Source organism: Achromobacter sp. ACM02 (assembly GCF_014851605.1).
Classification (GTDB): Bacteria; Pseudomonadota; Gammaproteobacteria; order Burkholderiales; family Burkholderiaceae_B; genus Achromobacter; species Achromobacter aegrifaciens.
On the sequence record NZ_JACUZY010000005.1, the window covers coordinates 599830 to 624119 of the forward strand.

General features: G+C 66.0%; 19 protein-coding genes. 15 read left to right on the forward strand and 4 right to left on the reverse strand.

Features of this window, described 5'->3' with window-relative positions:
* Positions 1–7: 7 nt before the first annotated feature.
* A complete protein-coding gene (locus IB258_RS18775) occupies positions 8–502 on the reverse strand; it encodes a MarR family winged helix-turn-helix transcriptional regulator (protein WP_054459239.1) in 495 nt (164 codons plus the stop codon).
* Positions 503–861: 359 nt separating this feature from the next.
* Between IB258_RS18775 and IB258_RS18780 the strand changes: the two genes are divergently transcribed.
* The 10 genes from IB258_RS18780 (at position 862) to IB258_RS18825 (ending at position 12266) form a co-directional block, all read left to right on the forward strand.
* On the forward strand, positions 862–2025 hold the full coding sequence (locus IB258_RS18780; protein ID WP_054459234.1) for an ABC transporter substrate-binding protein: 1164 nt from the start codon (positions 862–864) through the stop codon (positions 2023–2025).
* 207 nt (positions 2026–2232) lie between these two features.
* The gene (locus IB258_RS18785; protein WP_013391329.1) at positions 2233–3153 is read left to right on the forward strand and encodes a branched-chain amino acid ABC transporter permease; all 921 of its coding nucleotides are present in this window, start codon (positions 2233–2235) and stop codon (positions 3151–3153) included.
* 2 nt (positions 3154–3155) lie between these two features.
* A complete protein-coding gene (locus IB258_RS18790; RefSeq protein WP_192353002.1) occupies positions 3156–4121 on the forward strand; it encodes a branched-chain amino acid ABC transporter permease in 966 nt (321 codons plus the stop codon).
* On the forward strand, positions 4118–4885 hold the full coding sequence (locus IB258_RS18795) for an ABC transporter ATP-binding protein (RefSeq protein WP_054459230.1): 768 nt from the start codon (positions 4118–4120) through the stop codon (positions 4883–4885). Before IB258_RS18790 ends, IB258_RS18795 begins: the two co-directional genes overlap by 4 nt.
* A complete protein-coding gene (locus IB258_RS18800) occupies positions 4885–5589 on the forward strand; it encodes an ABC transporter ATP-binding protein (protein ID WP_175159935.1) in 705 nt (234 codons plus the stop codon). The genes IB258_RS18795 and IB258_RS18800 overlap by 1 nt, the downstream gene beginning before the upstream one ends.
* A 308-nt stretch (positions 5590–5897) precedes the next feature.
* Positions 5898–7880, forward strand: coding sequence for a biofilm regulation protein phosphatase SiaA (siaA, locus tag IB258_RS18805; protein ID WP_199728345.1), 1983 nt, complete (start codon positions 5898–5900; stop codon positions 7878–7880).
* A 23-nt stretch (positions 7881–7903) separates the two neighbouring features.
* Positions 7904–8443 (forward strand): biofilm regulation protein kinase SiaB, encoded by a 540-nt coding sequence (siaB, locus tag IB258_RS18810; RefSeq protein ID WP_054459227.1) that lies wholly within the window; start codon positions 7904–7906, stop codon positions 8441–8443.
* 36 nt (positions 8444–8479) lie between these two features.
* The gene (siaC, locus tag IB258_RS18815) at positions 8480–8857 is read left to right on the forward strand and encodes a biofilm regulation phosphoprotein SiaC (protein WP_054459225.1); all 378 of its coding nucleotides are present in this window, start codon (positions 8480–8482) and stop codon (positions 8855–8857) included.
* Positions 8854–9654, forward strand: a complete 801-nt coding sequence (gene siaD, locus IB258_RS18820) for a biofilm regulation diguanylate cyclase SiaD (RefSeq protein ID WP_054459223.1) — start codon at positions 8854–8856, stop codon at positions 9652–9654. Before siaC ends, siaD begins: the two co-directional genes overlap by 4 nt.
* A 35-nt stretch (positions 9655–9689) precedes the next feature.
* On the forward strand, positions 9690–12266 hold the full coding sequence (locus IB258_RS18825) for an EAL domain-containing protein (RefSeq protein ID WP_054459221.1): 2577 nt from the start codon (positions 9690–9692) through the stop codon (positions 12264–12266).
* 500 nt (positions 12267–12766) lie between these two features.
* Here IB258_RS18825 and IB258_RS18830 read toward each other — a convergent pair whose 3' ends face one another.
* The 3 genes from IB258_RS18830 to IB258_RS18840 form a co-directional block, all read right to left on the reverse strand.
* Positions 12767–14245 carry an efflux transporter outer membrane subunit gene (locus IB258_RS18830; RefSeq protein WP_054458788.1) on the reverse strand — a complete coding sequence of 493 codons (1479 nt, stop codon included), beginning with the start codon at positions 14243–14245 and terminating at the stop codon, positions 12767–12769.
* A 73-nt stretch (positions 14246–14318) separates the two neighbouring features.
* Positions 14319–17534: an efflux RND transporter permease subunit gene (locus IB258_RS18835; RefSeq protein WP_054458791.1), complete on the reverse strand. Its 3216-nt coding sequence runs from the start codon at positions 17532–17534 to the stop codon at positions 14319–14321.
* 25 nt (positions 17535–17559) lie between these two features.
* The gene (locus IB258_RS18840; protein ID WP_054458793.1) at positions 17560–18756 is read right to left on the reverse strand and encodes an efflux RND transporter periplasmic adaptor subunit; all 1197 of its coding nucleotides are present in this window, start codon (positions 18754–18756) and stop codon (positions 17560–17562) included.
* A gap of 384 nt (positions 18757–19140) precedes the next feature.
* Here IB258_RS18840 and IB258_RS18845 point away from each other — a divergent pair, with 384 nt between their 5' ends.
* The 5 genes from IB258_RS18845 (at position 19141) to IB258_RS18865 (ending at position 24107) form a co-directional block, all read left to right on the forward strand.
* Positions 19141–20208 carry a LysR family transcriptional regulator gene (locus IB258_RS18845; RefSeq protein WP_054458795.1) on the forward strand — a complete coding sequence of 356 codons (1068 nt, stop codon included), beginning with the start codon at positions 19141–19143 and terminating at the stop codon, positions 20206–20208.
* Positions 20209–20358: 150 nt separating this feature from the next.
* Positions 20359–21459, forward strand: a complete 1101-nt coding sequence (locus IB258_RS18850; protein ID WP_054458797.1) for an AI-2E family transporter — start codon at positions 20359–20361, stop codon at positions 21457–21459.
* A gap of 5 nt (positions 21460–21464) precedes the next feature.
* The gene (locus IB258_RS18855) at positions 21465–22235 is read left to right on the forward strand and encodes a phytanoyl-CoA dioxygenase family protein (protein ID WP_370539840.1); all 771 of its coding nucleotides are present in this window, start codon (positions 21465–21467) and stop codon (positions 22233–22235) included.
* Positions 22236–22673: 438 nt separating this feature from the next.
* Positions 22674–23207 (forward strand): fimbrial protein, encoded by a 534-nt coding sequence (locus tag IB258_RS18860; protein WP_192353004.1) that lies wholly within the window; start codon positions 22674–22676, stop codon positions 23205–23207.
* Between the two features lie 132 nt (positions 23208–23339).
* On the forward strand, positions 23340–24107 hold the full coding sequence (locus tag IB258_RS18865) for a molecular chaperone (RefSeq protein ID WP_192353005.1): 768 nt from the start codon (positions 23340–23342) through the stop codon (positions 24105–24107).
* Positions 24108–24290 lie beyond the last annotated feature (183 nt).

Sequence of the window (24290 nt, forward strand, 5' to 3'; positions counted from 1 at the left end):
CGGGCGTTCAGTTCTTGGCGGATTCGGAGCGGGTCGCCACCACTTGCAGCTTGAGTTCGCCCAGGGCCTGGAACAGCGCGTTGCGGGTGCTTTCGGGCAGGTCGCCGAACATGGACTTGACCCAGGATTCGTGGGCGCGGGCCATGCGGGAGAAGCTCTTCTTGCCCAGCGGCGTAAGTTTGATGAGCGAGCTGCGGCGGTCGGATTCGACCTTGGTGCGCACCACCAGGCCTTCTTTTTCGAGCTGGTCGGTGATGCCGGTGATATTGCCGTTGGTGACCATCATGTGGCGCGACAGTTCGCCCATCTTCATGCCCTTGGGCGCGCGCTGCAATTGCGCCATCAGGTCAAAGCGCGGCAAGGTCGTGTCGAACTCATTGCGCAGGCGGCTGCGGATCTCGCTCTCGACGAGATTGGCGCAGGTCAGCATGCGCAGCCACAGGCGCAGCGCATGGTGATCGTCGGGCGCTGCGCGGGATTCCAGGTCGGGGGTGTCGGTCATGGCTATGGAAATTACCGGGAATGAGGGGCGGGCGCCAGATGCTGTCGATCGAGGATCGTCAGGCGGGCCGCGGCGTTGCCGGCGGCGCGCTTCTTGAGTATCGGCGGGATGTCGGGTACTGTCGCGCGAACGTCGCGCCGGGTATCCGGCACGGCGCGTTCATAGTTTGGGTGGAGGGTAACCATGGCGGTAGCTTATTAGTAAAAACCCTTTGGTAAAAACCCTAGACTTGTTTTGCCGAATACTTTAAACCTAAACTATGAAGCACGCCAGCCTTGGCTGTGCTGCACGAAGTTTTTCGAATCGCGATTTCAAAAAAGAACACCCTCTGCGCGGGCTCGCGCACGGAGCACACCACCATGCGTTTGATCACTTCCCTTCTGGCCGCCGCCGCCCTGGTGCCGGCACTGGCCGGCGCCGACACCATCAAGGTCGGCATCGCCAACGACATCTCCGGTCCGTTCTCCGCCCTGGGCGCCGAAGCCCGCGACGGCTTCAACCTGGCCATCAAGCAACTGGGCAGCAAGCTGGGCGGGCAGCCCGCCGAATTCGTGCAGACCGACATGGGCGGCAACCCCGACCAGGCCCGCCAACTGGTGACGCGCTACATCCAGCGCGACAAGGTCGATTTCTTCACCGGCCCCATCGGCTCGAACGTGGCGCTGGCCGTGGGCCCCGCGCTGTTCGCGGCCAAGGTGCCGTACCTGTCGAACAACCCCGGCCCCAGCCAGTTCGCCGGCGCGCAGTGCAATGCGTACTGGTTCGGCACGTCCTACCAGAACGACGCCTTCCACGAAGCGGCCGGCAAGGTTGCGGCGGATCGCGGCTTCAAGAAGATGTTCATCATGGCCCCGGACTATCCGGCCGGCAAGGATGCGCTCAACGGCTTCAAGCGCGGCTACAAGACCGCCCCGGGCGACGAGGTCTACACCAAGCTCGGCCAGATCGACTACGCCGCAGAGTTGGCGCAGATCCGCGCCGCCAAGCCGGACGCCGTCTATATCTTCCTGCCGGGCGGCATGGGCATCAACTTCGTCAAGCAGTTCGTCTCGACCGGCCTGTCGCAAAGCGTCAAGCTGATCGGCCCGGGCTTCTCGGCCGACGAGGACGTGATCCAGGCCGTGGGCGAACCCATGCTGGGCATGTACAACACGGCGCAGTGGGCGCATGACCTGGACGTGCCGCAGAACAAGGCCTTCGTCGAAGCCTTCCGCAAGGAATACAACGGCCGCTACCCCTCGGTGTACGCTGCCCAGGCCTACGACGTGATCATGGCCATGGACGCTGCCGTCAAGCAGGCCGGCGGCAAGGCCTCCGACCGCGAAGCCATCGTGCGCGCGCTTGAAAAAGCCGACTACCCCTCGGTGCGCGGCAGCTTCACTTACGGCAAGAACCACTATCCCATCCAGTCTTATTACCTGCGTGTCGTCGACAAGGACGGCAGCGGCCGCATTACCAACAAGCTGGTGGGCAAGGTGTTCGACAAGTACCAGGACGTCTACGTCGGCGAATGTAAGCTGTAGAGGGAAAGACCCACCCCCGAAGCGCTGCGCGCTTCCCCCTCAAGGGGGCATGCCTGCGGACCGGCGAAGCCGGCTCCGCGGCATCCGGGTCGGGTGACACCGCTGCATGCGCCGTGCCTGGTGCGCGGACGCGATGCGCAATCAGATGGCTCTATTGATTAGGCCGCGAACCAGGCCATCGGCACTTCGCGGCAGGGGGAAGTCTTCATGACGTTTACGCTGATCGTCGAGCAATTGCTGAACGGTCTGCAGTTTGGGTTGATGTTGTTTCTGATCGCGGCCGGGCTGACCCTGGTGTTCGGCATCATGGACATCATGAATCTGGCTCACGGCTCGCTCTACATGGCCGGCGCCTATGTCGCCGCCGAAACCATGCAGCGCACAGGTTCATTCACCGCTGCCGTCCTGGTGGCGGCAGTCGCCACCGGCATCGTCGGCGTGGTGCTGGAACTCACGCTGATCCGCCGCCTGGCGCTGCGCGACCACCTGGCCCAGGTGCTGGGCACCTATGCCGTCATCCTCATCGCCAACGATCTGGTCAAGATGATCTGGGGGCCGGCCCCCGTCATGCTGAACATGCCGGCCGCGCTGTCCGGCCCGGTCCGGCTGCTGCCCGATCTGCTCTATCCCGCCTACCGCCTGATGATCATCGTGTTCGGTGTGGCCGCCGCCGCGGGCCTGTACTGGTTCGTGACGCGCACCCGTGCGGGCGTGCTGGTGCGGGCAGGGGCGTCCAACCGCCAGATGGCCACCCTGATGGGCGTGCGCGTGCCGCTGCTGTTCCTGGGCGTGTTCGTGCTGGGCGCCATGCTGGCCGCCGTGGCCGGCGCCTTGCTCGGCCCGATCACGTCGGTACAGGTGGGCATGGGCGAGGAAATCCTGATCCTGGTGCTGGTATGCATCGTGATCGGCGGCATCGGATCGATTCGCGGCGCCTTTGTCGGCGCGCTGTTGGTGGGCATGGTGGATACGGCGGGGCGGGCCTTCCTGCCCATGCTGCTGCGCCAGGTCTTTTCCCCGGCCGTGGCCTCCAGCGTCGGACCGACGCTGGCCGCCATCGCCATTTATGTATTGATGGCGGCAGTGCTGGTGTTCCGGCCCTCCGGCTTGTTTCCGGCGCGGGGTTGAGCATGAAATCCATGATCTGGACCGTGGTCCTGCTGGCCGCGCTGGCCGTATTCCCCCTGGTCGCGCCGGCGTTGGGCCTGGACTTTTACATTTCCTTCGTGCGGCGCGTGCTGATCTATGCGCTGGCCGCGACCAGCCTGAACCTGATCCTGGGCTATGGCGGCATGGTGGCGCTGGGACACGCGGCGTTCTTCGGCGCGGGCGCGTACGCGGTCGGCATCCTGGCCATGTCGGGCGTGACGTCCGCCCTGATCGTCTGGCCCGTGGCCATGCTGCTGGCGGCGGTGCTGGCCTGCATCACGGGGGCGATTTCGCTGCGCACCCGCGGCGTGTACTTCATCATGATCACGCTGGCCTTCGCGCAGATGCTGTTCTACATCTTCATCTCGCTGCGGCAGTACGGCGGCGAGGACGGGCTGAACCTGCCGGGCTACTCCAGCCTGCCGGGCATCGACCTGGCCAATGACGTCAGCTTCTATTACCTGGTGCTGGCGGTGTTCGCGCTGATCATGTGGGTGTTCGGCCGCGTGGTGACCTCGCGCTTTGGCACCGCCCTGCAAGGCATACGCGAAAACGAATCGCGCATGGAATCCATGGGTTATCCGGTCTATCGCATCAAGCTGATGGCCTTCACGCTGAGCGGCGCGGTGGCCGGCCTGGCCGGCGCGTTGCTGGCCAACCATAATCTCTTCATCTCGCCCAGCCTGATGCACTGGACCCAGTCGGCCAACCTGCTGATCATGGTGCTGGTGGGCGGCATCGGCCTGCGCTATGGCGGCGTGGCGGGCGCCGTGGTCATGCTGACCCTGGAGGAAGTGCTGCGCCTGTGGACCGAATATTGGCACCTGCCCCTGGGCGTGCTGCTGCTGTGCGTGGTGTTCGGCGCGCCGCGCGGTCTGGTCGGGCTGTTCGGCCCCTTGTTCAGCGGCCGCGCCGCTGCCACCCAATCCGGCAAGGCGGGATCATGAACGCAGCTGTAACGCCGGCCCTGCAGGCCACGGGACTGGTGCGCCGCTTCGGCGCGCTGGTCGCCACCGACAATGTGTCGCTGTCCCTGAACCCGGGCGAGATCCATGCCCTCATCGGCCCCAATGGCGCGGGCAAGTCGACGCTGATCCATCTGCTGTCCGGCACGTTGACGGCTGACTCGGGCAAGCTGACGGTAGGCGGACGCGACGTCACCAGCATGAACGCCCATCAGCGAGTGGCTGCCGGGCTGTCGCGGTCGTACCAGATCACCAACATCTTCAAGCAATCCTCCGTGCTGGACAACCTGGTGCTGGCGGTGCAGGCGCATGCCGGCAGCAGCTTCCGCTTCTGGAAGCCGCGCGCCGCCGAATCGGCCCTGTACGAGCAGGCGCGCGAGCTGGCCCGGGAATGCGCCATCGACGCCAGCCTGCTGGAACGCCCGGCCGGCACCCTGCCGCACGGCGAACAGCGCAAGGTCGAATTCGCGCTGGCCCTGGCCGCACGGCCTGCCGTCCTGCTGCTGGACGAACCCATGGCGGGCATGGGGCCCGACGAAACCGTGCGCCTGACCGAATTGATCGAATCGATGCGGGGCCGAGCCGCCATGCTGCTGGTCGAACACGACATGCAGGCGGTGTTCCGCCTGGCCGACCGCCTGTCGGTGCTGGTCTACGGCCGCGTCATCGCGACCGGCACCCCCGACGAAATCCGCGCCAACCCGGAAGTGCGGCAAGCCTACCTGGGCGACGAGGAGACCGCATGATGCTGACCATCGAATCCGCCAAGAGCGGTTATGGCGCCAGCCAGGTGCTGTTCGGCGTGGACCTGCAAATCGGCGCGGGCCAGGTCGTGACCTTGCTGGGCCGCAATGGCATGGGCAAGACCACGCTGCTGCGCACCTTGTTCGGCCAGTTGCCCCTGCGCGGCGGCAAGATCCAGTTCGCGGGCCAGGACATCAGCGGCTGGAGTCCGGACCGCATCGCGCGGGTCGGCATGGCCATCGTGCCGGAAGGGCGGCAGTGCTTCCCGAATCTGACGGTGCGCGAACACCTGACAGCCTTCGTCGCCTCCCGCAACCCGGACATCGGCGAACCCTGGACGCCCGAGCGCGTCTTTGAATTGTTTCCGCGCCTGCACGAACGCGCCCGCAACATGGGCAACCAGCTCTCGGGCGGCGAGCAGCAGATGCTGGCCATCGGCCGGGCGCTGGTCACCAATCCGCGGCTGCTGATCCTGGACGAGGCCACCGAAGGTCTGGCGCCCAAGATCCGCGAGGAAATCTGGAATTGCCTGGCGCGCCTGCGCCAGGCCGGGCAAACCATCCTGGTCATCGACAAATACGTCGAACGGCTGCTGAGTCTGGCGGACCGCCACGTGATCCTGGAGCGCGGCAAGGTCGTCTGGACCGGGGACTCCCAGGCCCTGGACGCGGATCGCGGCCTCTGGGAGCGCTATCTGGGCGTGTAGCAAGAAAGCTGCAATGTAAACAGGCAAACGCTGTCAGTCGTGAAATAAAAAGCAATAAATCGACATTTACATTGCAGTAGTGCAACTTAGGACGCCCGAGCGTCTTACAAGCGTTTGCTCCTGTTTCAATTGGATCCACTGTTCTCTACACTTGTCGCGCCGGACGTGCCTCGAGGGTACGCCTGCAACAGGCTCATGGCTGGACAAGCGGGGCAAGCGCGCGGCGAAACATCGTTACACAACGAAAGTCTGCCCATGCGTCCCCTTCACGCACGTTACGTCTTATCAGGCAGTAAGGAAGACTTTGCATGGCGAAATGGGGTTTGCGCAGAAAATCGTTGATGGCGCTGTTGCTGGCGTGCCTGGTTGCCCTGGCGCCGGCGGCCCTGATCGGCTGGCAGGTGCTGGACGGGGTCAGGGAGCACTTCGGACGGGCTTTCTCCGACAACTTCACGCAATTGAACCGCCAGCGCATCCTGGCGCCCGTGTCCCGTGAACTGGCCCTGTCGCAGCGGTTGGCGGATAGCGAGGTCACTCGCCGCTGGCTGCGGCACGAAAGCGATCCGGCCGCGCGCGAGCTGTTCTTTCGCGAAGCCGACGGCTACCGCCGCGATCTGCTGGGACGCGCCTACTTCATCGCCAGCGCCGCCTCGGGCAATTATTACTTCAACGACGACCAGCCCCTGTCCGAGACGCCGCGCTACACGCTGAGCAAAAGCGCGGCCGACGACGCCTGGTTCTACCTGACGCTGGCGTCTCCCGCCAAATACAACATCAACGTCAACCCGGACCTGAAGCTCAAGACCACCAAGGTCTGGATCAACGTCCAGGTGCGCGACGGCGACCGGGTCATCGGCCTGACCGGTTCCGGTCTGGACGTAGGCGGATTCCTGCGTGAATTCGTCAACAGCGGCCAGCCCGGGGTCACGCCGATCATCGTCGACGAAGAAGGCGCGATCCAGGCCCACATGGACGCCTCGCTCATTGCCTACAACTCGGGCGCGGGCGGCGCTGCCCGTGGCACGGTGTTCAACCTGCTGGACGGCGGCGAGGGCCGCGCCGAGCTGGCCGCGGCCATGAAGGCGGCGCGGACCGACCCGCAGTCGGTGCAATCCGCCTGGGTCAAGATGGACGGCATCCGGCAGCTGGTGTCCGTAGCCTACATGCCGGAACTGCATTGGCACGTGCTGACGGTGGTGGACCTGGGCGCGGCCCGGGTACTGGACACGGATTGGCTCTGGCCCGCGGCGATCGGCCTGGTGGTGCTGTTCGCGGCCATGTTGCTGTGCTTCGGCTACGCCATCGAGCGCCTGATGCTGCGCCCCTTGCGCCGCCTGCAGCAGTCGGCGCGCGCCATCGCCGACGGCAGCTACGACGTGCGCCTGCCTCCGGGCGGCCAGGACGAAATCGGCGACCTCAGCCGCGCCTTCGGCGTGATGGCGGACAAGGTGCGCCAGCACACGGCTGAACTCGAAACCAAGGTGCGCGAGCGCACCTCCGAACTCGAGGACGCCAATCGCGCCATGGCCGCCGCGCACAAGAAAATCGACGACTCCATCGATTACGCCAGCCTGATCCAGCGCGCCATCCTGCCGGATCGCCAGCTTACCCAGTCCCTGGGCGCGCACCATTTCGTGCTGTGGAAGCCGCGCGACGTGGTGGGCGGCGACTTCTACGTATTCCGCTCCGACGGCGCCAACTGCCTGTTGGGCATCATGGATTGCGCCGGCCACGGCGTGCCCGGCGCATTGATGACCATGCTGGCCCGCGCCGCCATAGATCTGGCGATCACCGAGGCCGGCCCGGCCGACCCCGCCGCCATCCTGACCCGCACCGACAACGCCATCCGCGCCATGCTTGCCGACGCGCAATTGCCCCGTGCGCTGGCCACGAACACGGATGCGGCCCTGGTTTATATTGACCGCCAGGGCGGCCGGTTGCGCTATGCGGGCGCCAAGATCAGCCTGTACGCGAGCAACGGCGAGGAACTGCGCGAGGTGCCCGGCGGCAAGCGGGCGCTGGGCGACAAGCGCACCGAGACCTACGAAAACATCGAACTGCGGATGGAGTCCGGCTGGACCTACTACCTGGTCACGGACGGGTTCCTGGACCAGGCGGGAGGCGAACACGGCTTTGGCTTTGGCAATACCCGGTTCGCGGAAATGCTCAAGACGCACGCGCGCCGGCCGTTAACCGAACAGGCGGCCGCCTTTACCCAGGCGCTGGCAGAGTACCAAGGCGGGCGGCCGCAGCGTGATGACATCACCTTGCTGTCGTTCCGTTTCGAATAAACGTTATCAGGGCGGTTACCCCCATGAATGCCTCCGATCTTTACGCATTGGGCGAACGGTTCAACCAGAATCGCACTCTGTTGTGCTTCAACGGACCGACTTCCCGCAGCCTGATCGAGGAAATCGGCAATGCGCTCAAGAACTATCTGAACGCGGAGCACGCGCGGCCGGCCGAGGCCATGGACGTTTTCTCCGTCTACATCGAGATGATCCAGAACATCCGCCAGTACGCCGCGCTGCATGACGACCTGGACGCCTCGGCCACCGTGGTGATCGGCCGCCGCGATGAAAGCCGCTACGTGGTGTCGGCGGGCAACCTGGTCAAGGCGGAAGACGGCGAGGCGCTGGTCGCCCGCATCCAGGAACTGGCCGCGCTGGACAAGGCGGCGCTGAAGGCCGAGTACAAGGCGCAGCTGCACAAGCCGCGCGCCCAGGGCGTCGCCTCGGGCGCCGGCCTGGGGCTGATCGATATCGCCCGCCGCGCTGGCGCGCCGCTGGAGGCCAGCCTGACGCCCGCCGCAGCGCCCGGGCAGGCCTTCTTCAGCCTGAGCGTCGTGATCTGAAGGCGTGCCGGGCCAAGAATATATTTGGAGCAACTAATGAACGATTTGAACATTCCCGGGACCCAGTCCACGCCCGCCATCACCGCCGACACCGCTGCCGGCGTGCTGGCGATGCGCGGCGACTCCTATCCCGAGAATTCCTTCGAGCTGTTCGGTCCCGTCATCGAATGGGTCGAAGCCTATCTGCTGAGCAGCGCCGCGCCCCTGAAGCTGGAGCTGGAACTGCTCTACCTGAACACCAGCAGCATCAAGTCCGTCATGGACATCTTCGATCTGCTGGAGGCTGCCCACAACAAGGGCCGCGAGGTCAGCGTCACCTGGTTCTACGACATGCGCAATGAGCGCGTCGGCGAACTGGCCGAGGAATTCAAGGAAGACTGCACGTTTCCCTTTTCCGTTGTCGGCCGCCAATGAAATCCGACGCCGCCCAGCTGGACAAGCGCATCGCCGAATTGCTGGCGGATCCGGTCTATCAGGGCCATCCGTTGCATGAAGCGCTGGACGCGCTCTGGCGGCATACGGCCGAACAGATGGCGCGCATCGAGCGCGTGACCCAACTGTCGGACGCCTACCAGAGCATGGCGCACGAACGCGAGCTGGGCCTGTGCGACCGTTTCGACCGGCAACTGCGCCGGCTGACCCGCATCGCGCGCATCTCGGACCACTACCAGAACATGATGCGGGACCTGAACTCCGCATTGCAGGAAACCTCCAACCGCGACCCCTTGACCGGCCTCTTGAACCGGCGCGCCTTGATGGAAATGATCAAGCAGGAGGTCTTGCGCGTGTCTCGCGGCGGATCGACCTTCGTGGTGGCGATGCTGGACGTGGATCATTTCAAGTCGGTCAACGACCGCTATGGCCATGAAACAGGCGACCGCGCGCTGGTCGAGCTGGCCGGCGCGTTGGGCGACAACTTGCGTGAATACGATCTATGCGGCCGCTGGGGCGGCGAGGAATTCCTGGTGCTGCTGCCCAGCACCCAGCCCGAGGACGCCCAGCGCGTCATGGACCGGCTGGTGGGCGCGGTGCGCGCCTTGGCAATCACGGTGGGGGATGGCGTGTTGAGATTGACGGTCAGCATAGGCATGGCATATCACCAGTTGGGAGAAACCTTCTCTGAAACGCTCAGCCGTGCGGACCAGGCCTTGTACCTGGCCAAGCAGGACGGACGCGACCGCGTCGAACTCGGGTTTCCGAAGCGCAGATGAAACCGGATCAGCTGTTATCCGGCATGGAGCCCCATATGCTTGATTCTTATCCAGGCGTTACCGACGAGCGCCCTCAAGGCGCCGCGTGGCACTCCGCCACCTATCTGGCGTCCATGGATCGGGCGCTGCTGCTGTTCGATTTTGATCCGGCTGGCTCCTTGTTGAACGCCAACGCGAATTTTCTCGCCCTGGTCGGCCATGCCCGCGAAGAGGCCCTGGAGCTGCGCCATGACATGCTTTGCGACAGCATGGACGAAGGCAAGGGCATCGTCGGCGGCGAGCAGGTCTGGGCCAGGCTGCTGGGCGGCAAGCACTTCACCGGCACCTGCCGCTATCGCAAGAAGGACGGCGGCTTCGTCTGGATCGAAGCCACCTACATGCCCATCGCCGGCGAAGCCGGCGATGTCGTACGCATTTCCGTCATCTCCCGCAAATCCATCGCGGATGCCGACCGCCAGGAAGAGATCCGGCTCCTGTTGCTGGGCATCAACGAAACCGGCAATGCCGTTGCGGTGTCGGGCAAGGACGGCCGCATCCTCTACGTGAACGACGGCTTCCAGCGCATGCTGGGCTTTTCCCGCGGCGACGCCGTCAACCAGGAGCTGGGCGAACTGCTGGCCGGAGGCAGGCCGGACGGCGGCACGCGCGAAGAGCTGGGCCGCCGCATCGCCTGCCGCGAGGGCTACCACAAGGACGTGCTGGTCTACGATCGCGCCGGCCGCCCGCTGTGGGTGTCGGTGATGGCCAACTCCGTGTTCGACGAACGCGGCGCCCTGGTCAATATCGTGGACGTGCTGACGGACATCACGCCCACCAAGGTGCACGAAGTCTTGCAGCGCCGCGTGCTGCAAGCCATGGTCAATGAGGCCTCGGTGGTCGAGGTCATGAACATGGTGTGCCGCGAGGTCGAACGTCTGGCGCCCGAAGTCGCGGCCAGCGTCCTGCGGGTGGACGATGCCGGGCTGCTGCGGCCGCTGGCCGCGCCCAGCCTGCCGCAAGCCTACACCGACGCCTTGGACGGCGTGGCCATCGGGCCGCAGGCGGGCGCTTGCGGCACCTCTGCCTTCCTGGGCCGGCCGGTGATCGTGCCGGACATCTCCACCGATCCACTGTGGGACGACTATCGCCACCTGCCGCTGCCGGACGACGTGAAGGCCTGCTGGTCGTCGCCGATCAAGTCCAGCGATGGCCGGGTCATAGGCACCTTCGGTTTTTATTTCCGCGAGCGGCGTCTGCCCGACGATTTCCATCACCGGCTGGTGGACGTGTGCGTGTACTTGTGCGCGCTGGCGCTGGAGCGCGAGGAGGCCCGCGCGCGTATCCGCCAGTTGGCGTTCTATGACGAACTGACCGGCTTGCCCAACCGCAACCTGCTGCTGGCGCAGGCCGAGCAGGCCATCGCGCGCGCTGAACCCGAGCGCAAGCGTGTCGCCATTCTGTTCCTGGACCTGGATCGCTTCAAACAGGTCAACGATACGCTGGGCCATCCCATAGGCGATGCGTTGCTGCGCGACGTGGCGCAGCGCTTGCGCCGCCTGGCGCGCGCGACCGACATCGTGGGCCGCTTGTCGGGCGACGAGTTCGTGATGCTGATGCCGGACTTTGAACACGGTCGACTGACGACGGCGGCGGAGCATGTGCTGGTCGCCTTGGCTCAGCCGTTCTCGGTGGGCGGCATCACGCTCAATCCCTCGGTCAGCATCGGCATCAGCGTGTTCCCCGAGAACGGACGCGACATGGATACGCTGCTGCGCCATGCCGACATGGCGATGTATCAGGCCAAGACGGCGGGGCGCAACCGCATCTCTTTCTTCAGCGCCGAAATGAACCGGCAGGCGCAGGAGCGCCTGGCGCTGGAGGCCGCCTTGCGCGATGCGCTGGAGGCGAAGGCTTTGCGGTTGCACTATCAACCGCAGGTGGGGTTGAAGAACGGTCAGCTGTACGGGGTCGAGGCGCTGGCGCGCTGGCGTCATCCGACGCTGGGCGATATCTCGCCGGCGCGCTTTGTGCCGCTGGCCGAGGAATGCGGGTTGATCGGAGACCTGGGCGACTGGGCGGTGCACGAGGCTTGTTCGCAGTTGGCGGTCTGGCGGGCGAAGGGCCTGCGGGTGCCGTCGGTGTCGGTGAACCTGTCTGCGACGAATTTCCACAATCTGAATCTGCCGCGGTTGATCGAGGCGACGCTGGCCGAGTTCGGGCTGGCGGCGGCGGATCTGATGCTGGAGATCACAGAAGGCGTGGTGCTGGATGCGACGGCGGGTACGTTGCGGACGATCGCGGAGCTGCATCGCTTGGGGGTGCGGTTGTCGATGGACGATTTCGGGACTGGCTATTCCAGCCTGGGGCATTTGCGGCGACTGATCGTGGATGAACTGAAGCTGGATCGCAGTTTCGTGCAGGGGCTGGAGAGCGATGACGCGGCTCGGGCGTTGACCAGCGCTGTGATTCGTATCGGCGAGAGCCTGAGCCTGCCTGTGGTGGCTGAAGGCGTCGAGAACGAAGAGCAGCGGCGGTTTTTGATTGAGCAGGGGTGTGCGGCGGGGCAGGGGTTTTTGTTTTCGCCGCCGTTGCCGGCTGCTGATCTTGAGGAGTGGCTGCGGGGGCGGCCGTAGGTTTTCTGGTTGCTTTTGCTGCTGCTGCTGCTGCTGCTGCTGCTGCTTCTGTGGCTTCTGTTGGTTCTTAAGACGCCAGTCGCGTCGGGGGCCGGCGGGACGCGGGGCAACGATTGCGGTCCGGAGCGTTCGCTCCGGACTTCCCCATCCTCATCCTCGTCACCGCCTGCGGCGGTTCCTTCGGATTCCGTCGGGCTTATCGACGCCCCGCGCCCCGCCGGCCCCCGACGCGACTGGCTCGGCTGGTTGGATCTTTACGGGCGCTGGGGCGGGTGGTTTGCTTGGCGTTCTTGGCGCCGGTAGCGGTTGGCGGAAGATCTTGCGGGGCCCGCCCCAGATCGGCCGCGCGGGCGGCCGATCTGGGGCTTACGCTTGGTCTTGCTACTGCTACTGCTACTGCTACTGCGCCCGTGACACCGACAGCGATTGCGGTTGCTGCCGTGGGCGCTCCGAACTGGTGCCAACGGGCCGCCGTGTCTTGCCCGTGGCGCGCCTGCCTCTTACTTCGATGCCACCGTTTCCGGCGGCACCGGGTTCTCCCAGCCGCCGCCAATTGCGCGGATCAGGCCTACGGCCGAGCGCGCTTGTTCACCGCTGAGCTGCACGGCGACGCGTTGCTGCAGCAGGACGCTGCGATCGGCTTCGATGACGTCCAGGTAGCTGATGGAGCCTTCGCGGTACTGCGTGTGCGAGAGCTTGGCGGCGCGGGCGGCTGCGTCGACGGCTGCGTCTTGCGCCTTGGTCTGGTCGGCCAGGATGCGCAGGTTGGCCAGGTTGTCTTCCACTTCGCGGAACGCGTTCAGTACGGTCTGGCGGTAGACGGCGACGTCTTCCTCGTAGACGGCGCGGGCGCGGTCCAGGCCGGCCTGGCGGCGGCCGCCGTCGAAGATGGGCATGGACAGCGCGGCGCCGACCAGCGGGCCCAGCAGGAAGGTGCGGCTGGACCACTGGAACAGGTTGCCCAGGTCCGAGGACTCGTAGCCGAAGGCGCCGGTGATGTCCAGGCGCGGGAAGAACGCGGACTTGGCCGCGCCGATGCGGGCGTTGGCGGCGGCCATGGCGCGTTCGGCGGCGGCGATGTCGGGGCGGCGTTCCAGCAGCGTGGATGGCAGGCCGGCGGGGATCGACAGCGCGACCTTCTGGATGGGCTGCTCGGGCATGGCGAAGTCTGACGGGGCGCGCCCCAGCAGCACGGCCAGCGCGTGCTCGGAGGCGGCGCGGCGGCGGTCGATGCCCAGGGCTTCGGATTGCGCGCTGGCAAGTTCGGCCTTGGCGCGGGCCAGGTCCAGTTCGCTGATGTCGCCGGCGTCGTAGCGGCGCTGGATCAGTTGCAGGGTGTCGGTGCGCAGCTTGACCGTCTGGCGGTAGAGCTGCGATTCGGCGTCCTGTTCGCGCACCAGGAAGTAGGTGGTGGCGACGTCGGCCTGCAGGGCCAGGAGCACGGAACGGTACAGGGCCTCGCTTTGCTGGGCGTCGGCGCTGGCGGCGTCGTAGGTGGAGGCGACGCGGCCGAACAGGTCGGCTTCGTAGGAAACGGCGCCTTGGGCGCGCCAAGTCGTGACCGGGCTGGTCGAGGTGCCGTCGGGCAGGCCCTGCGACACGGCCGAGGGGCGCTGGCGGTTGGGGCCGAAGGCGGCGTCCAGGTTGGGGAAGAAGCCGGCGCGGGCTTCGCGTTGCAGCGCGCGCGATTGGGTCAGGCGGGCGGCGGCGGCCTGCAGGTTCTGGTTGGCCTTTTGGGCTTCTTCCTGCAGCTGGTTCAGCCCTTCGTCGCCGAACACTTTCCACCAGGCGCCGCGCAGCGCGTCTTCCGACGGTTCGGCGGTCTTCCAGGTGCCGGCCTCGGATGCGGGCAGGGCGGCTTCCTTGAAGGCCGCGGGCACCGCGGCCGAGGGGCGTTCGTAGGTGGGGCCCACCGCGCAGCCGGCCAGCACGAGCAGGACGGCAAGCAGGGCGGAACCGCGGGTCAGTCTTTTGATCATGATGACTATTCTCTTGTGGGCGCCTTCCGCCTAGGGGGCGGAAGGCGCTGTCTAGCTACTGTGGTGAGCCGGCTCAGGCGTGATGTTGCTGGGCGGGTTGCGCGTTCGGGGCCACGTGCGGGACGCACACGGGAGCCTCGTGCGGCGCGGCGGAGTGCAGCGTCTTGCCGCCCAGCGTGCGCAGCAGCACGTAGAACACGGGGGTCAGGAACAGGCCGAACAGGGTCACGCCCAGCATGCCGAAGAACACCGCGATGCCCATGGCCTGGCGCATTTCAGAACCCGCGCCCGAGGACAGCACCAGCGGCACCACGCCCATGATGAACGCGATGGACGTCATCAGGATGGGGCGCAGGCGCAGGCGGCTGGCCTCGATGGCGGCGTCCAGCGGACTGCGGCCGTTCATTTCCAGTTCGCGGGCGAACTCCACGATCAGGATCGCGTTCTTCGCCGACAGGCCCACCAGCACCATCAGGCCGATCTGCGTGAAGATGTTGTTGTCGTTGCCGGTCAGGTAGACGCCCGTCAGCGCGGCCAGGATGCTCATCGGCACGATCAGGATCACGGCCAGCGGCAGGGTCAGGCTTTCGTACAACGCGGCCAGCACCAGGAACACCAGCAGCACGCTGATCGGGAACACCCACAGGCCCGCGTTGCCCGCCAGGATCTGCTGGTAGGTCAGGTCGGTCCACTCCATCTTCATGCCGCGCGGCAGGGTCTCGGCGGCGATGCGCTCGGCCGCGGCCTGGGCCTGGTCGGACGAGTAGCCGGGCGCCGGACCGCCGTTGATGTCGGCGGCGGTGTAGCCGTTGTAGCGCACCACCATTTCCGGGCCGAAGGTCTGGTTGACGGTGACGAGCGAGGACAGCGGCACCATTTCGCCGGCGACGTTGCGGGTCTTCAGTTGCAGGATGTCGTCGGCGTGCGCGCGGAATTGCGCGTCGGCTTGCGCCCGCACCTGGAAGACGCGGCCGAAACGGTTGAAGTCGTTGACATACATCGAGCCCAGGTAGATCTGCATGGTGTCGAAGACTTCCGTCACCGGCACGCCCAGTTGCTTGGCCTTGACGCGGTCCAGGTCCACGTCCAGCTGCGGCACGTTGATCTCGTAACTGGAGAAGGCGGGGCCCAGTTCCGGCGTCTGGCGCGCCTTTTCCAGGAAGGCTTGCTTGGCCTTGTCCAGTGCGGCGTAGCCGGCGGCGCTGCGGTCTTCGATCTGGAACTTGAAACCGCCCAGCGTGCCCAGGCCCATCACGGGCGGGGGCGGGAACACGGCGATGAACGAGTCCTGGATGGCCGCGAACTTCTGGTTGAGCGAGCCCGCGATGGCGTCGCCCGACAGCGCGGCGTTCTTGCGCTCTTCGAAGGGCTTGAGCATGACGAACACGATGCCGGCGCTCGAACTATTGGTGAAGCCGTTGATCGACAGGCCGGGGAAGGCGATGGTGCTCTGTACGCCGGGTTCCTTCAGGGCGATGTCGCTCATGCGGCGGATCACCGCGTCCGTGCGGTCCAGCGAGGCGCCGTTGGGCAGCTGCGTGAAGGCGATCAGGTACTGCTTGTCCTGCGCGGGCACGAAGCCGCCGGGCACCAGATAGGAGACGCCGACGGTGGCGGCCACCAGCACGGCGTACACGCCCATGGCGCTGGCCTTGCGGCGGATCACTTTGGTGACGCCCGTGCCGTACGACTCGGACGCGCGGCCGAACATATTGTTGAACCAGTTGAAGAAGCGGCCGAAGACGCGGTTCATGCCACGGGTCAGCCAGTCGGGCTTGTCGTGGTGGCTCTTGAGCAGGATGGCCGACAGCGCGGGCGACAGGGTCAGCGAGTTGAAGGCCGAGATCACCGTCGAGATGGCGATGGTCATGGCGAACTGCTTGTAGAACTGGCCGGTCAGGCCCGTCATGAAGGCCAGTGGCACGAACACCGCGCACAGCGTCAGCGCAATGGCGATGATGGGGCCGCTGACCTCACGCATGGCGCGATAGGTCGCATCGCGCGGACTCAGGCCTGCGGCGATGTTGCGCTCCACGTTTTCCACCACCACGATGGCGTCGTCCACCACGATGCCGATGGCCAGCACCATGCCGAACAGCGACAGCGCGTTGATGGAATAGCCGAACATCAGCAGCAGGGCGAAGGTCCCCACGATGGACACGGGCACCGCCAGCAGCGGGATGATGGACGCGCGCCAGGTCTGCAGGAACAGGATCACCACCAGCACCACCAGGGCGATCGCTTCCAGCAGCGTGGTCACCACGGCTTTGATGCTGGCGCGCACGAATTGGGTGGGGTCGTATTCGATGCGGTATTCCACGCCCGGCGGGAAGTCTTGCGACAGCTCGGCCATGGCGGCGCGCACCTGGCTGGACACGTCCAGCGCGTTGGCGCCGGGCGACTGCATGATGCCCATGCCCACCGCCTGCTTGTTGTCCAGCAGCGACCGCAAGCCGTATTCCTGCGCGTCCAGTTCCACGCGGGCCACGTCCGACAGGTAGGTCACCGCGCCATCGGGCGAGGTCTTCAGGATGATGTCGCGGAATTCCTCTTCGGTCTGCAGGCGGCCGCGGGCATTCACGTTCAGTTGCAGCGGCACGTCGCCCAGCGTGGGGGACGCGCCGATGACGCCGGCGGCGACCTGCACGTTCTGTTCGCGGATGGCGGCGACAACTTCGCTCGCGGTCATGCCGCGCTGGGCGACTTTCTGCGGGTCCAGCCAGACGCGCATGGAATAGTTGCCCGAGCCCCACACCGTCACTTCGCCCACGCCGGTGATGCGGGCGAGGCGGTCCTTGACGTTCAGGATCGCGTAGTTGCGCAGGTAGGTGATGTCGTAGCGGTCATTGGGCGAGATCAGGTGCACCACCAGCGTCAGCGTGGGCGAGCTCTTGGCCGTGGTCACGCCCAGGCGCTGCACGTCCGGCGGCAGGCGCGGCAGCGCTTGCGACACGCGGTTCTGCACCAGCTGCTGCGCCTTGTCCGGGTCCACGCCCAGCTTGAAGTTGACCGTCAGGGTCAGGTTGCCGTCGCTGTTGGCCTGCGACTGCATGTACAGCATGTCCTCGACGCCGTTGATGGATTCCTCCAGCGGCGAGGCCACGGTTTCGGCGATGACCTTGGGGTTGGCGCCTGGATACTGCGCGCGCACGACCACGGACGGCGGCACCACTTCCGGATACTCGGAGATGGGCAGCTGGAACATGGCCAGCAGGCCCGCCAGCAGCACCAGGACCGACAGCACGCCGGCGAAGATCGGCCGGTCGATGAAGAATTTCGAGATATTCATGGACGTTCTCGTTAGACGCGCCGGCTCAGTTCAGGGTGGCCGAGGCGGTCTTGACCGGGTTGCGTTGGGCCGCAACCATGGGGACGACGGTGGGAGTCACGGCATCGCCGGGACGGATGCGTTGCAGGCCGTTGACGACGATGCGTTCGCCGGCGGCCAGGCCCGAATCGACCACGCGCAGGCCTTCCTGGTTGGCGCCCAGCTTGACCTGGCGGTAGACGGCATGGTTCTTGTCGTCCAGCACCAGCACGTAGCGCTTGTCCTGGTCGGTGCCGATGGCCTTTTCGTCGATCAGCACGGCCTGGCGCGGTTCGCTGCCGCCCAGGCGGACGCGGGCGTACAGGCCGGGCAGCAGCTGGCCGTCGGCGTTGTCGAACTCGGCGCGCACGCGGATCGTGCCGGAGGTGGTGTCCAGGCGGTTGTCCACGGACTGCACGACGCCGGTGCGCGAATAGCCTTCCTCGTTGGCCAGGCCCAGCTCCACCGGCACGGCGCCGGCGCGGCCGCCGCGCGCAGGGTTCACATAGCGCAGGAAGGTTTGTTCATCCACGTCGAACGATGCGTACATCTTGGACACCGACACCAGGCGGGTCAGCGGCACGGAGCCGGCGCCAGCCGCCACCACGTTGCCCACGGTGACCTCGGCGCGCGACACGCGGCCGTCCACCGGGGCTTCGATGCGGGTGTAGCCGAGGTTCAGCTTGGCATAGTCCAGCGCCGCCTGGGCGCCTTGCAGGTTGGCGGCGGCTTCGCGTGCGGCGTTCTGCTTTTCCTCGAAATCGCGGCGGGCGATGGCGTTGTCTGTCAGCAGGCGCTGGCCGCGGGCCAGTTCGCTGGCGGTATACGAGGCGCGGGCCTTCGCGGCGGTCAGGGCGGCGGCGGCGCGGTCCACCTCGGCCGCGTAGGGACGCGGGTCGATGGTGAAGAGCACGTCGCCCTTCTTGACGATGCTGCCGTCCTGGAAGTGCACGGCGGTCAGGGTGCCCGACACCAGGGGACGGATGTCGACGCGGTCGATGGCTTCCAGGCGGCCGGAGTAGCGCTGCCAGTCCACGATGGTCTTGTTCAGGACCTCGGCCACTTCGACTGGCGGCGCCGTGGGGGCAGTCTGCGCCTGCGCCGCATTGGCGCCAGCGGGAGCGCGGAAGAGGGCATAACCACCGCCAGCGGCGACGATGGCGGCAAAGACGGCGAGCACAGCAATACGATTGCGCGAAACCATGGTGTTTCCTTGAGAGATGATGGGGCGAAAGCGCGCTTGCCTGGATGAGCCTGGGGGCGGAGGCGGCTGCGGCGGCCTGGGGCAGGCCTGTCCTCGGGATCCGGCGGAAATGCTGCAATGCAACATGCAATGCTGCTGCGCATCCCAGGCAAAGGCGCCTGATCGGGGCGGGTCTTTGCGGGTGCCGGAATCTGAGGATAGGCTTGCCCTTTGATGGCGCCTGGCGGCAAGGGCACTTCAAGATGGTTTGCATTCTGAGCGGTTTAGGGGGTCGGATAAACCCTGATGTTTCGGCAACACTAGTCGTAAGGATCGACTAATCAACGCCGAAATCGGGTTATGCTCCGTCCACACCGACTATTTCCCCTAAAGGACACCGTCGCCATGGACCGTTTTCAGGCTATGCAGGTGTTTGTGCGCGTCGTGGACGCCAATAGCTTCACCCGGGCGGCCGACAGCCTCTCGCTTCCGCGCACCACCGTCACCACCATCATCCAGAACCTCGAACGCCTCTTGGGCGTGCGCCTGCTCAACCGCACCACGCGCCGTATCGGCCTGACGCCCGACGGCGCGGGCTATTACCAGCACTGCGTGCGCATTCTGGCCGACGTCGAGGAAACCGAGGCCTGCTTCCAGGAAGCGGCCCTGCGCCTGAAGGGCAGGCTGCGCATCGATGCCCCAACCTGCATCGGGCGGCTGATCCTGATCCCCTCATTGTGTGATTTCCACGACAAATACCCCGACGTGGAGCTGGTGCTGGGCCTGGGCGACCGCCCGGTCGACATGGTGCAGGAGGCCGTGGATTGCGTGATCCGCGCCGGCGACCTGGAGGATTCCAGCCTGGTCGCGCGCCGCATCGGCACGCTGCAGAGCGTGACCTGCGCCTCGCCCACCTATGTGGCGCGCCATGGCTTGCCGCAGAGCATCGACGAACTGCGCGACCATCACGCCGTGCACTATTTCTCCAGCCGTACCGGCCGCAATTGCGCCTGGGATTTCCGGGTCGACGGCAAGCACCAGGAAGTCGAAATGAAGGGCGTGGTGTCGGTGAACGAATCCGGCGCCTACCTGGATTGCGGGCTCAAGGGCTTCGGCTTGATCCAGACACCGCGTTACATGGCGCTGCCGCACCTGCAATCGGGCGAACTCATCGAAGTGCTGCCGCAATGGAAGCCCAGCCCCACCGCGATTTCGGTGCTGTATCCGCAAAGCCGCCAGCTGTCGCCCAAGGTGCGCGCCTTCACCGACTGGGCCGCTGAATTGTTCGCCAGTTGCCCGCTACTGAGCGGCCGCGACGAGACCGATCCGGCCGCGGCCAGCTGCAGCGTCTACGCCCGCGGGGCTGGCCAGGCGAACGCCGCGCCGTCCGCCGCGCCCAGGCCTGCACTGGAGGAATACCTGCCGCCGCGCCGCCGTACCGCGCGCGAAGAGGCCGCGGAGTACGCGTTGTAAGCGCATGGCGTGGGGGGCGGATCCGCCCTCCACCTGGGGAATCACGGGAAACCCCGTAGTAAATACAGACCTTGCGTCCCTCGAATTGCATGAAACGTCTGTATAGTCCGACAGTCAAAGCCTACAACGTCCTTACTGTCGATCCGCTCCATGCAGCCTGTACTACCCGCTTACCTGATCGCCCGTTGGCTTTTGTTGCTCGTGCTGTTGGCGGGGGTGTACTTCCTCAGCGGTTTCCTGGTCCCCGCGCTCGCCGCACTCATCATCGGCCTGGCCAGCTGGCCCTTGTACCAGCGGCTGGTCGCGCGCTGCGGCGGCCGCAACGCGCTGGCAGCCTCGCTGGCGCTGCTGGTGGTGATCGTCGTGCTGATCGTGCCGATGTCGTTCGCGCTGTCCTACGCCATCAAGGAAGCCAGTACCTTCTTCGCCTGGGCCATCGCCGCCAACCGCCATGGCGTGGCCGTGCCCAACTGGATCACCTCCATGCCCGTGGTGGGCGAGCGCCTGAGCCAGTACTGGGAATCCTATATCGGCCAGCCCCATGCGCTGGGCGCCCTGGTCGAGGCCGTCAGCGGCGAGCATCTGGGCAATATCTACCGCATGGTCCTGGCGGCCACGGGCAATGTGTTCCAGTTGCTGCTGACCGTGCTGTTCATGCTGATCACGCTGTTCTTCGTCTACAAGGACGGCATCCGCATGGTGGCCCAGCTGGACGTGCTGGGCGAACGCATCCTGCCTGCCCGCTGGCAGCGCTTTTCGCGCGTGGTGCCGGCCACCATCAACTCCACCGTCACCGGCATGGGCCTGATCGCCCTGGGCGAGGGCGTGGTGCTGGGCATCGCCTACTGGGTGGCGGGCGTGCCGTCGCCCGTGCTGCTGGGCGTGGTCACCGGCTTCATGGCGCTGATACCCGGCGGCGCGCCGCTGTCGTTCACGCTGGTGTCGCTCTATCTGGTCGGCTCGGGCCATCTGGTGGCGGGCATCGCGCTGATGGTGTGGGGCAGCGTGGAACTCTTCATCGTCGACAAGACCCTGCGTCCGCGGCTGGTGGGCGGGCCGGTCAAGCTGCCTTTCCTGCCGACCTTCTTCGGGTTGGTGGGGGGCGTGAAGACGATGGGCATCGTCGGGCTGTTCGTCGGCCCCGTGCTGATGGCCCTGCTGGTGGCGGTGTGGCGCGAATGGGTGCACCATGAGGTGCAGGAACGCGATGCCGCCCGCATCAATCCTCCCGCCCAACCCCCTGCTGCTTGAATGCCATGTTGTTGCCTGATGACCAGATAGCCGTCCTGCGCGAGCAGGGCTTCGTGGTGGCGCGCCAGTTCGCCAGCCCGGAACAGGTGGCGGCGCTGCGCGCCGTTGCCGAACGCCATTTGCGCGACCACGTCGCGCCCATCGAATACGAAGCCGACCTGCGCTATCCCGGCGCGCCCGAGTCGCGCGCGGCCGAAGGCGGGCTGACCGTGCGGCGCCTGCTCGGCGCCTATGGCCGCGACCCCTTGTTCGCGCAATGGGCCGCCGATTCCCGCATCGGCCAGTGGCTGGGGCGCTACTTCGGCGAAACGCCAGTGCTGTCCACCGTGCATCACAACTGCGTGATGACCAAGCATCCGGCCTATGGCAGCCTGACCGGCTGGCACCAGGACATCCGCTATTGGTCGTTTTCCGACACCGATCTGGTGTCCACCTGGCTGGCGCTGGGCCCGGAAACGCGCGCCAACGGCGGCCTGTCCTTCATCCCGGGTTCGCACGCGGCCGCCTTCGCGCCGGAACAGTTCGACCAGCAGAAGTTCTTCCGCGACGACGCGCCCCAGAACGCCGAGTGGATCGCCCGCGCGGTCTGCCCCGAACTGCAGGCGGGCGACGTGGTGTTCTTCCATTGCCGCACCCTGCATGCCGCCCAGGGCAACGCCAGCGACCGCGTGAAGCTGTCGCTGGTGCATACCTACCATCCGCCGTCCTGTCATCCGCTGCCGGGCACGCGCTCGGCCAGCCAGCCGGGCGTGCCGCTGACGGTCCCGGCCGCCTGATGCTCTGAGTCAGCGCCGCATTCTGCGGCGCTGTTCCTTTCTCGATCAGCCGCCACTGCGGCCCGTGCAGTCCGCCTGAAATTTTTCCGGGCGCGGCCCCGCATGCGCCGACTTTCCCGGTCCGGGTTCGTGTCCTGACGGGATCTTTCCCCTTGATTGTCGACCACTGCGCCCGCTCGCTGGCGGGCTCGGCTGCGGGCGCTTTTTCCGGTGCTGAGAGGGCCTGCGCCAAAAAATGGGCCTAGTCCTATGTCTTGCCCGGATCGGAGAGGACTAGCCCGATGGGCGGCCTGCGCCGCGAAATCTACGATGCAGTTGTTGAGTACGCGAACTGAAAAGACCTGTCCCCAACGGTCCCTCAAGCACTAGCGCACGCAGCAAAGATCCGCCCGCAAAGGCGATTTCCCTCACCTCAAAACCCAACTCAAAAGACTCATCATGAAAAAGACCCTCCTGACCGCTGCTCTGGCCATCGCCGGCCTCGCCTCCTTCGCCAGCGCCCACGCCGCCGACGGCACCATCGAATTCACCGGCAACATCACCGCCAATACCTGCATGATCAACGGCGGCAACGGCGGCGAGAACTTCACCGTTGCGCTGCCCGCCGTGTCGGCCAAGACGCTGGAAGCCGCAGGCGCCACCGCCGGCCGCACGCCGTTCAAGATTGCGCTGAGCGGCTGCACCTCCGACCAGCCGGTTTCGGTTCACTTCGAAGGCGGCGCCACCGTTTCGCAAACCACCGGCCGTCTGGTCGTTGACGCCGGCGGCGCCGAGAAAGTCGAACTGGGCCTGCTGAACAACTCGTTCGGCGAAATCATGGCCGGCGCGGCCATCGGCCAGCAGAACTCGCAGACCGTGACGCTGTCCGGCGGCAAGGCTGACCTGGACTACTTCGTCGAGTACCACTCGCTGGGCAACGCCACCGCCGGCGCCGCCAACTCGCGCGTGCAGTACTCGATCTCCTACGAGTAATGCGCCGACTCGGCGGCCGCCTCCCGGGGCCGCCGAGGCAGGTGTTTCCCTGCAAGCCGTCTCACCCGCTCCCCGAGACGGCTTGGAAGGAAACCGACCATAGACGCAGCATCCACCACCAAGGGCTACATCATGAAAACTCTACGCCGCACCCTGATGGCCGCCGCAACGCTTGCCGCGGGCTGTTTTGCACTCCAGGCGCAGGCCAGCGTCGTTATTTCCAGCACGCGCGTGATCTATCCGGCGCAGGAGCGCGAAGTCACCATCAAGCTGAGCAATGACGGCCGTACGCCTGCCCTGGTTCAGTCGTGGCTGGACGACGGCAGCATCACCGACGCGCCGGAAACGCTGAAGGTCCCCTTCGTGCTGACGCCCGCCATCTTCCGCGTGGATCCCGGCAAGGGGCAGACCCTGCGTCTGATCCACACCAAGGAATCGATGCCGCAGGATAAGGAAAGCATGTACTGGCTTAACGTGCTGGAAGTCCCGCCCAAGGCTCAGGCCGGCGAAGACGCCAATCGCCTGCAGCTTGCCTTTCGCACGCGCATCAAGGTGATGTATCGCCCGCAAGGCCTGCCGGGCCAGGCAGACGAGGCGCCGGCGCAGCTGCGTTGGGAGGTCGCTCCCGCCGCGGCCGGCAAAGGCTATGCGCTGAAGGCCAGCAATCCCACGCCCTATGTCGTGAACCTGGGCAAGATCAGCCTGCAGTCTGGCGGCCAGACCTTCGATGCCGGAGCCGGTTACGTCAAGCCGGGCGACTCCACGTTGTTTCCCCTCGCGGGAATGACATCGGCGCCGGCAGGCGGTGCCCAGGTCAAGTTCAACAGCATCAACGACTGGGGCGCGAACGTCGAAGGCTCCCTGCCGCTGATGTCGGGACCCGCCTCGTCCCTGCGCTAGGACGCTAAGCCGCGCACGCGCGCGGCCCTCATCTCGCCAAACTCCTCTTGTGAGGGATGCCGGTAACGGTATCCCCGGGGAGAGTGTTGTCCAGCGTTTTCATCGAATCCACTCTTTCAGCTCCGCCGTTATGAAGAAAACCCTTTCAAAGCTCCTGCATACGCGAGATAGCGTCAGTCTGCG

Coding starts and splice junctions, on each gene's coding strand:
- IB258_RS18785 (WP_013391329.1), top strand. CDS start 2,233: ATGACGTTTACGCTGATCGTCGAGCAATTGCTGAACGGTCTGCAGTTT.
- IB258_RS18860 (WP_192353004.1), top strand. CDS start 22,674: ATGAAAAAGACCCTCCTGACCGCTGCTCTGGCCATCGCCGGCCTCGCC.
- IB258_RS18855 (WP_370539840.1), top strand. CDS start 21,465: ATGTTGTTGCCTGATGACCAGATAGCCGTCCTGCGCGAGCAGGGCTTC.
- IB258_RS18790 (WP_192353002.1), top strand. CDS start 3,156: ATGAAATCCATGATCTGGACCGTGGTCCTGCTGGCCGCGCTGGCCGTA.
- siaD (WP_054459223.1), top strand. CDS start 8,854: ATGAAATCCGACGCCGCCCAGCTGGACAAGCGCATCGCCGAATTGCTG.
- IB258_RS18850 (WP_054458797.1), top strand. CDS start 20,359: ATGCAGCCTGTACTACCCGCTTACCTGATCGCCCGTTGGCTTTTGTTG.
- siaA (WP_199728345.1), top strand. CDS start 5,898: ATGGCGAAATGGGGTTTGCGCAGAAAATCGTTGATGGCGCTGTTGCTG.
- IB258_RS18825 (WP_054459221.1), top strand. CDS start 9,690: ATGCTTGATTCTTATCCAGGCGTTACCGACGAGCGCCCTCAAGGCGCC.
- IB258_RS18830 (WP_054458788.1), bottom strand. CDS start 14,245: ATGATCAAAAGACTGACCCGCGGTTCCGCCCTGCTTGCCGTCCTGCTC.
- IB258_RS18865 (WP_192353005.1), top strand. CDS start 23,340: ATGAAAACTCTACGCCGCACCCTGATGGCCGCCGCAACGCTTGCCGCG.
- IB258_RS18795 (WP_054459230.1), top strand. CDS start 4,118: ATGAACGCAGCTGTAACGCCGGCCCTGCAGGCCACGGGACTGGTGCGC.
- siaC (WP_054459225.1), top strand. CDS start 8,480: ATGAACGATTTGAACATTCCCGGGACCCAGTCCACGCCCGCCATCACC.
- IB258_RS18775 (WP_054459239.1), bottom strand. CDS start 502: ATGACCGACACCCCCGACCTGGAATCCCGCGCAGCGCCCGACGATCAC.
- IB258_RS18835 (WP_054458791.1), bottom strand. CDS start 17,534: ATGAATATCTCGAAATTCTTCATCGACCGGCCGATCTTCGCCGGCGTG.
- IB258_RS18840 (WP_054458793.1), bottom strand. CDS start 18,756: ATGGTTTCGCGCAATCGTATTGCTGTGCTCGCCGTCTTTGCCGCCATC.
- siaB (WP_054459227.1), top strand. CDS start 7,904: ATGAATGCCTCCGATCTTTACGCATTGGGCGAACGGTTCAACCAGAAT.
- IB258_RS18800 (WP_175159935.1), top strand. CDS start 4,885: ATGCTGACCATCGAATCCGCCAAGAGCGGTTATGGCGCCAGCCAGGTG.
- IB258_RS18845 (WP_054458795.1), top strand. CDS start 19,141: ATGGACCGTTTTCAGGCTATGCAGGTGTTTGTGCGCGTCGTGGACGCC.
- IB258_RS18780 (WP_054459234.1), top strand. CDS start 862: ATGCGTTTGATCACTTCCCTTCTGGCCGCCGCCGCCCTGGTGCCGGCA.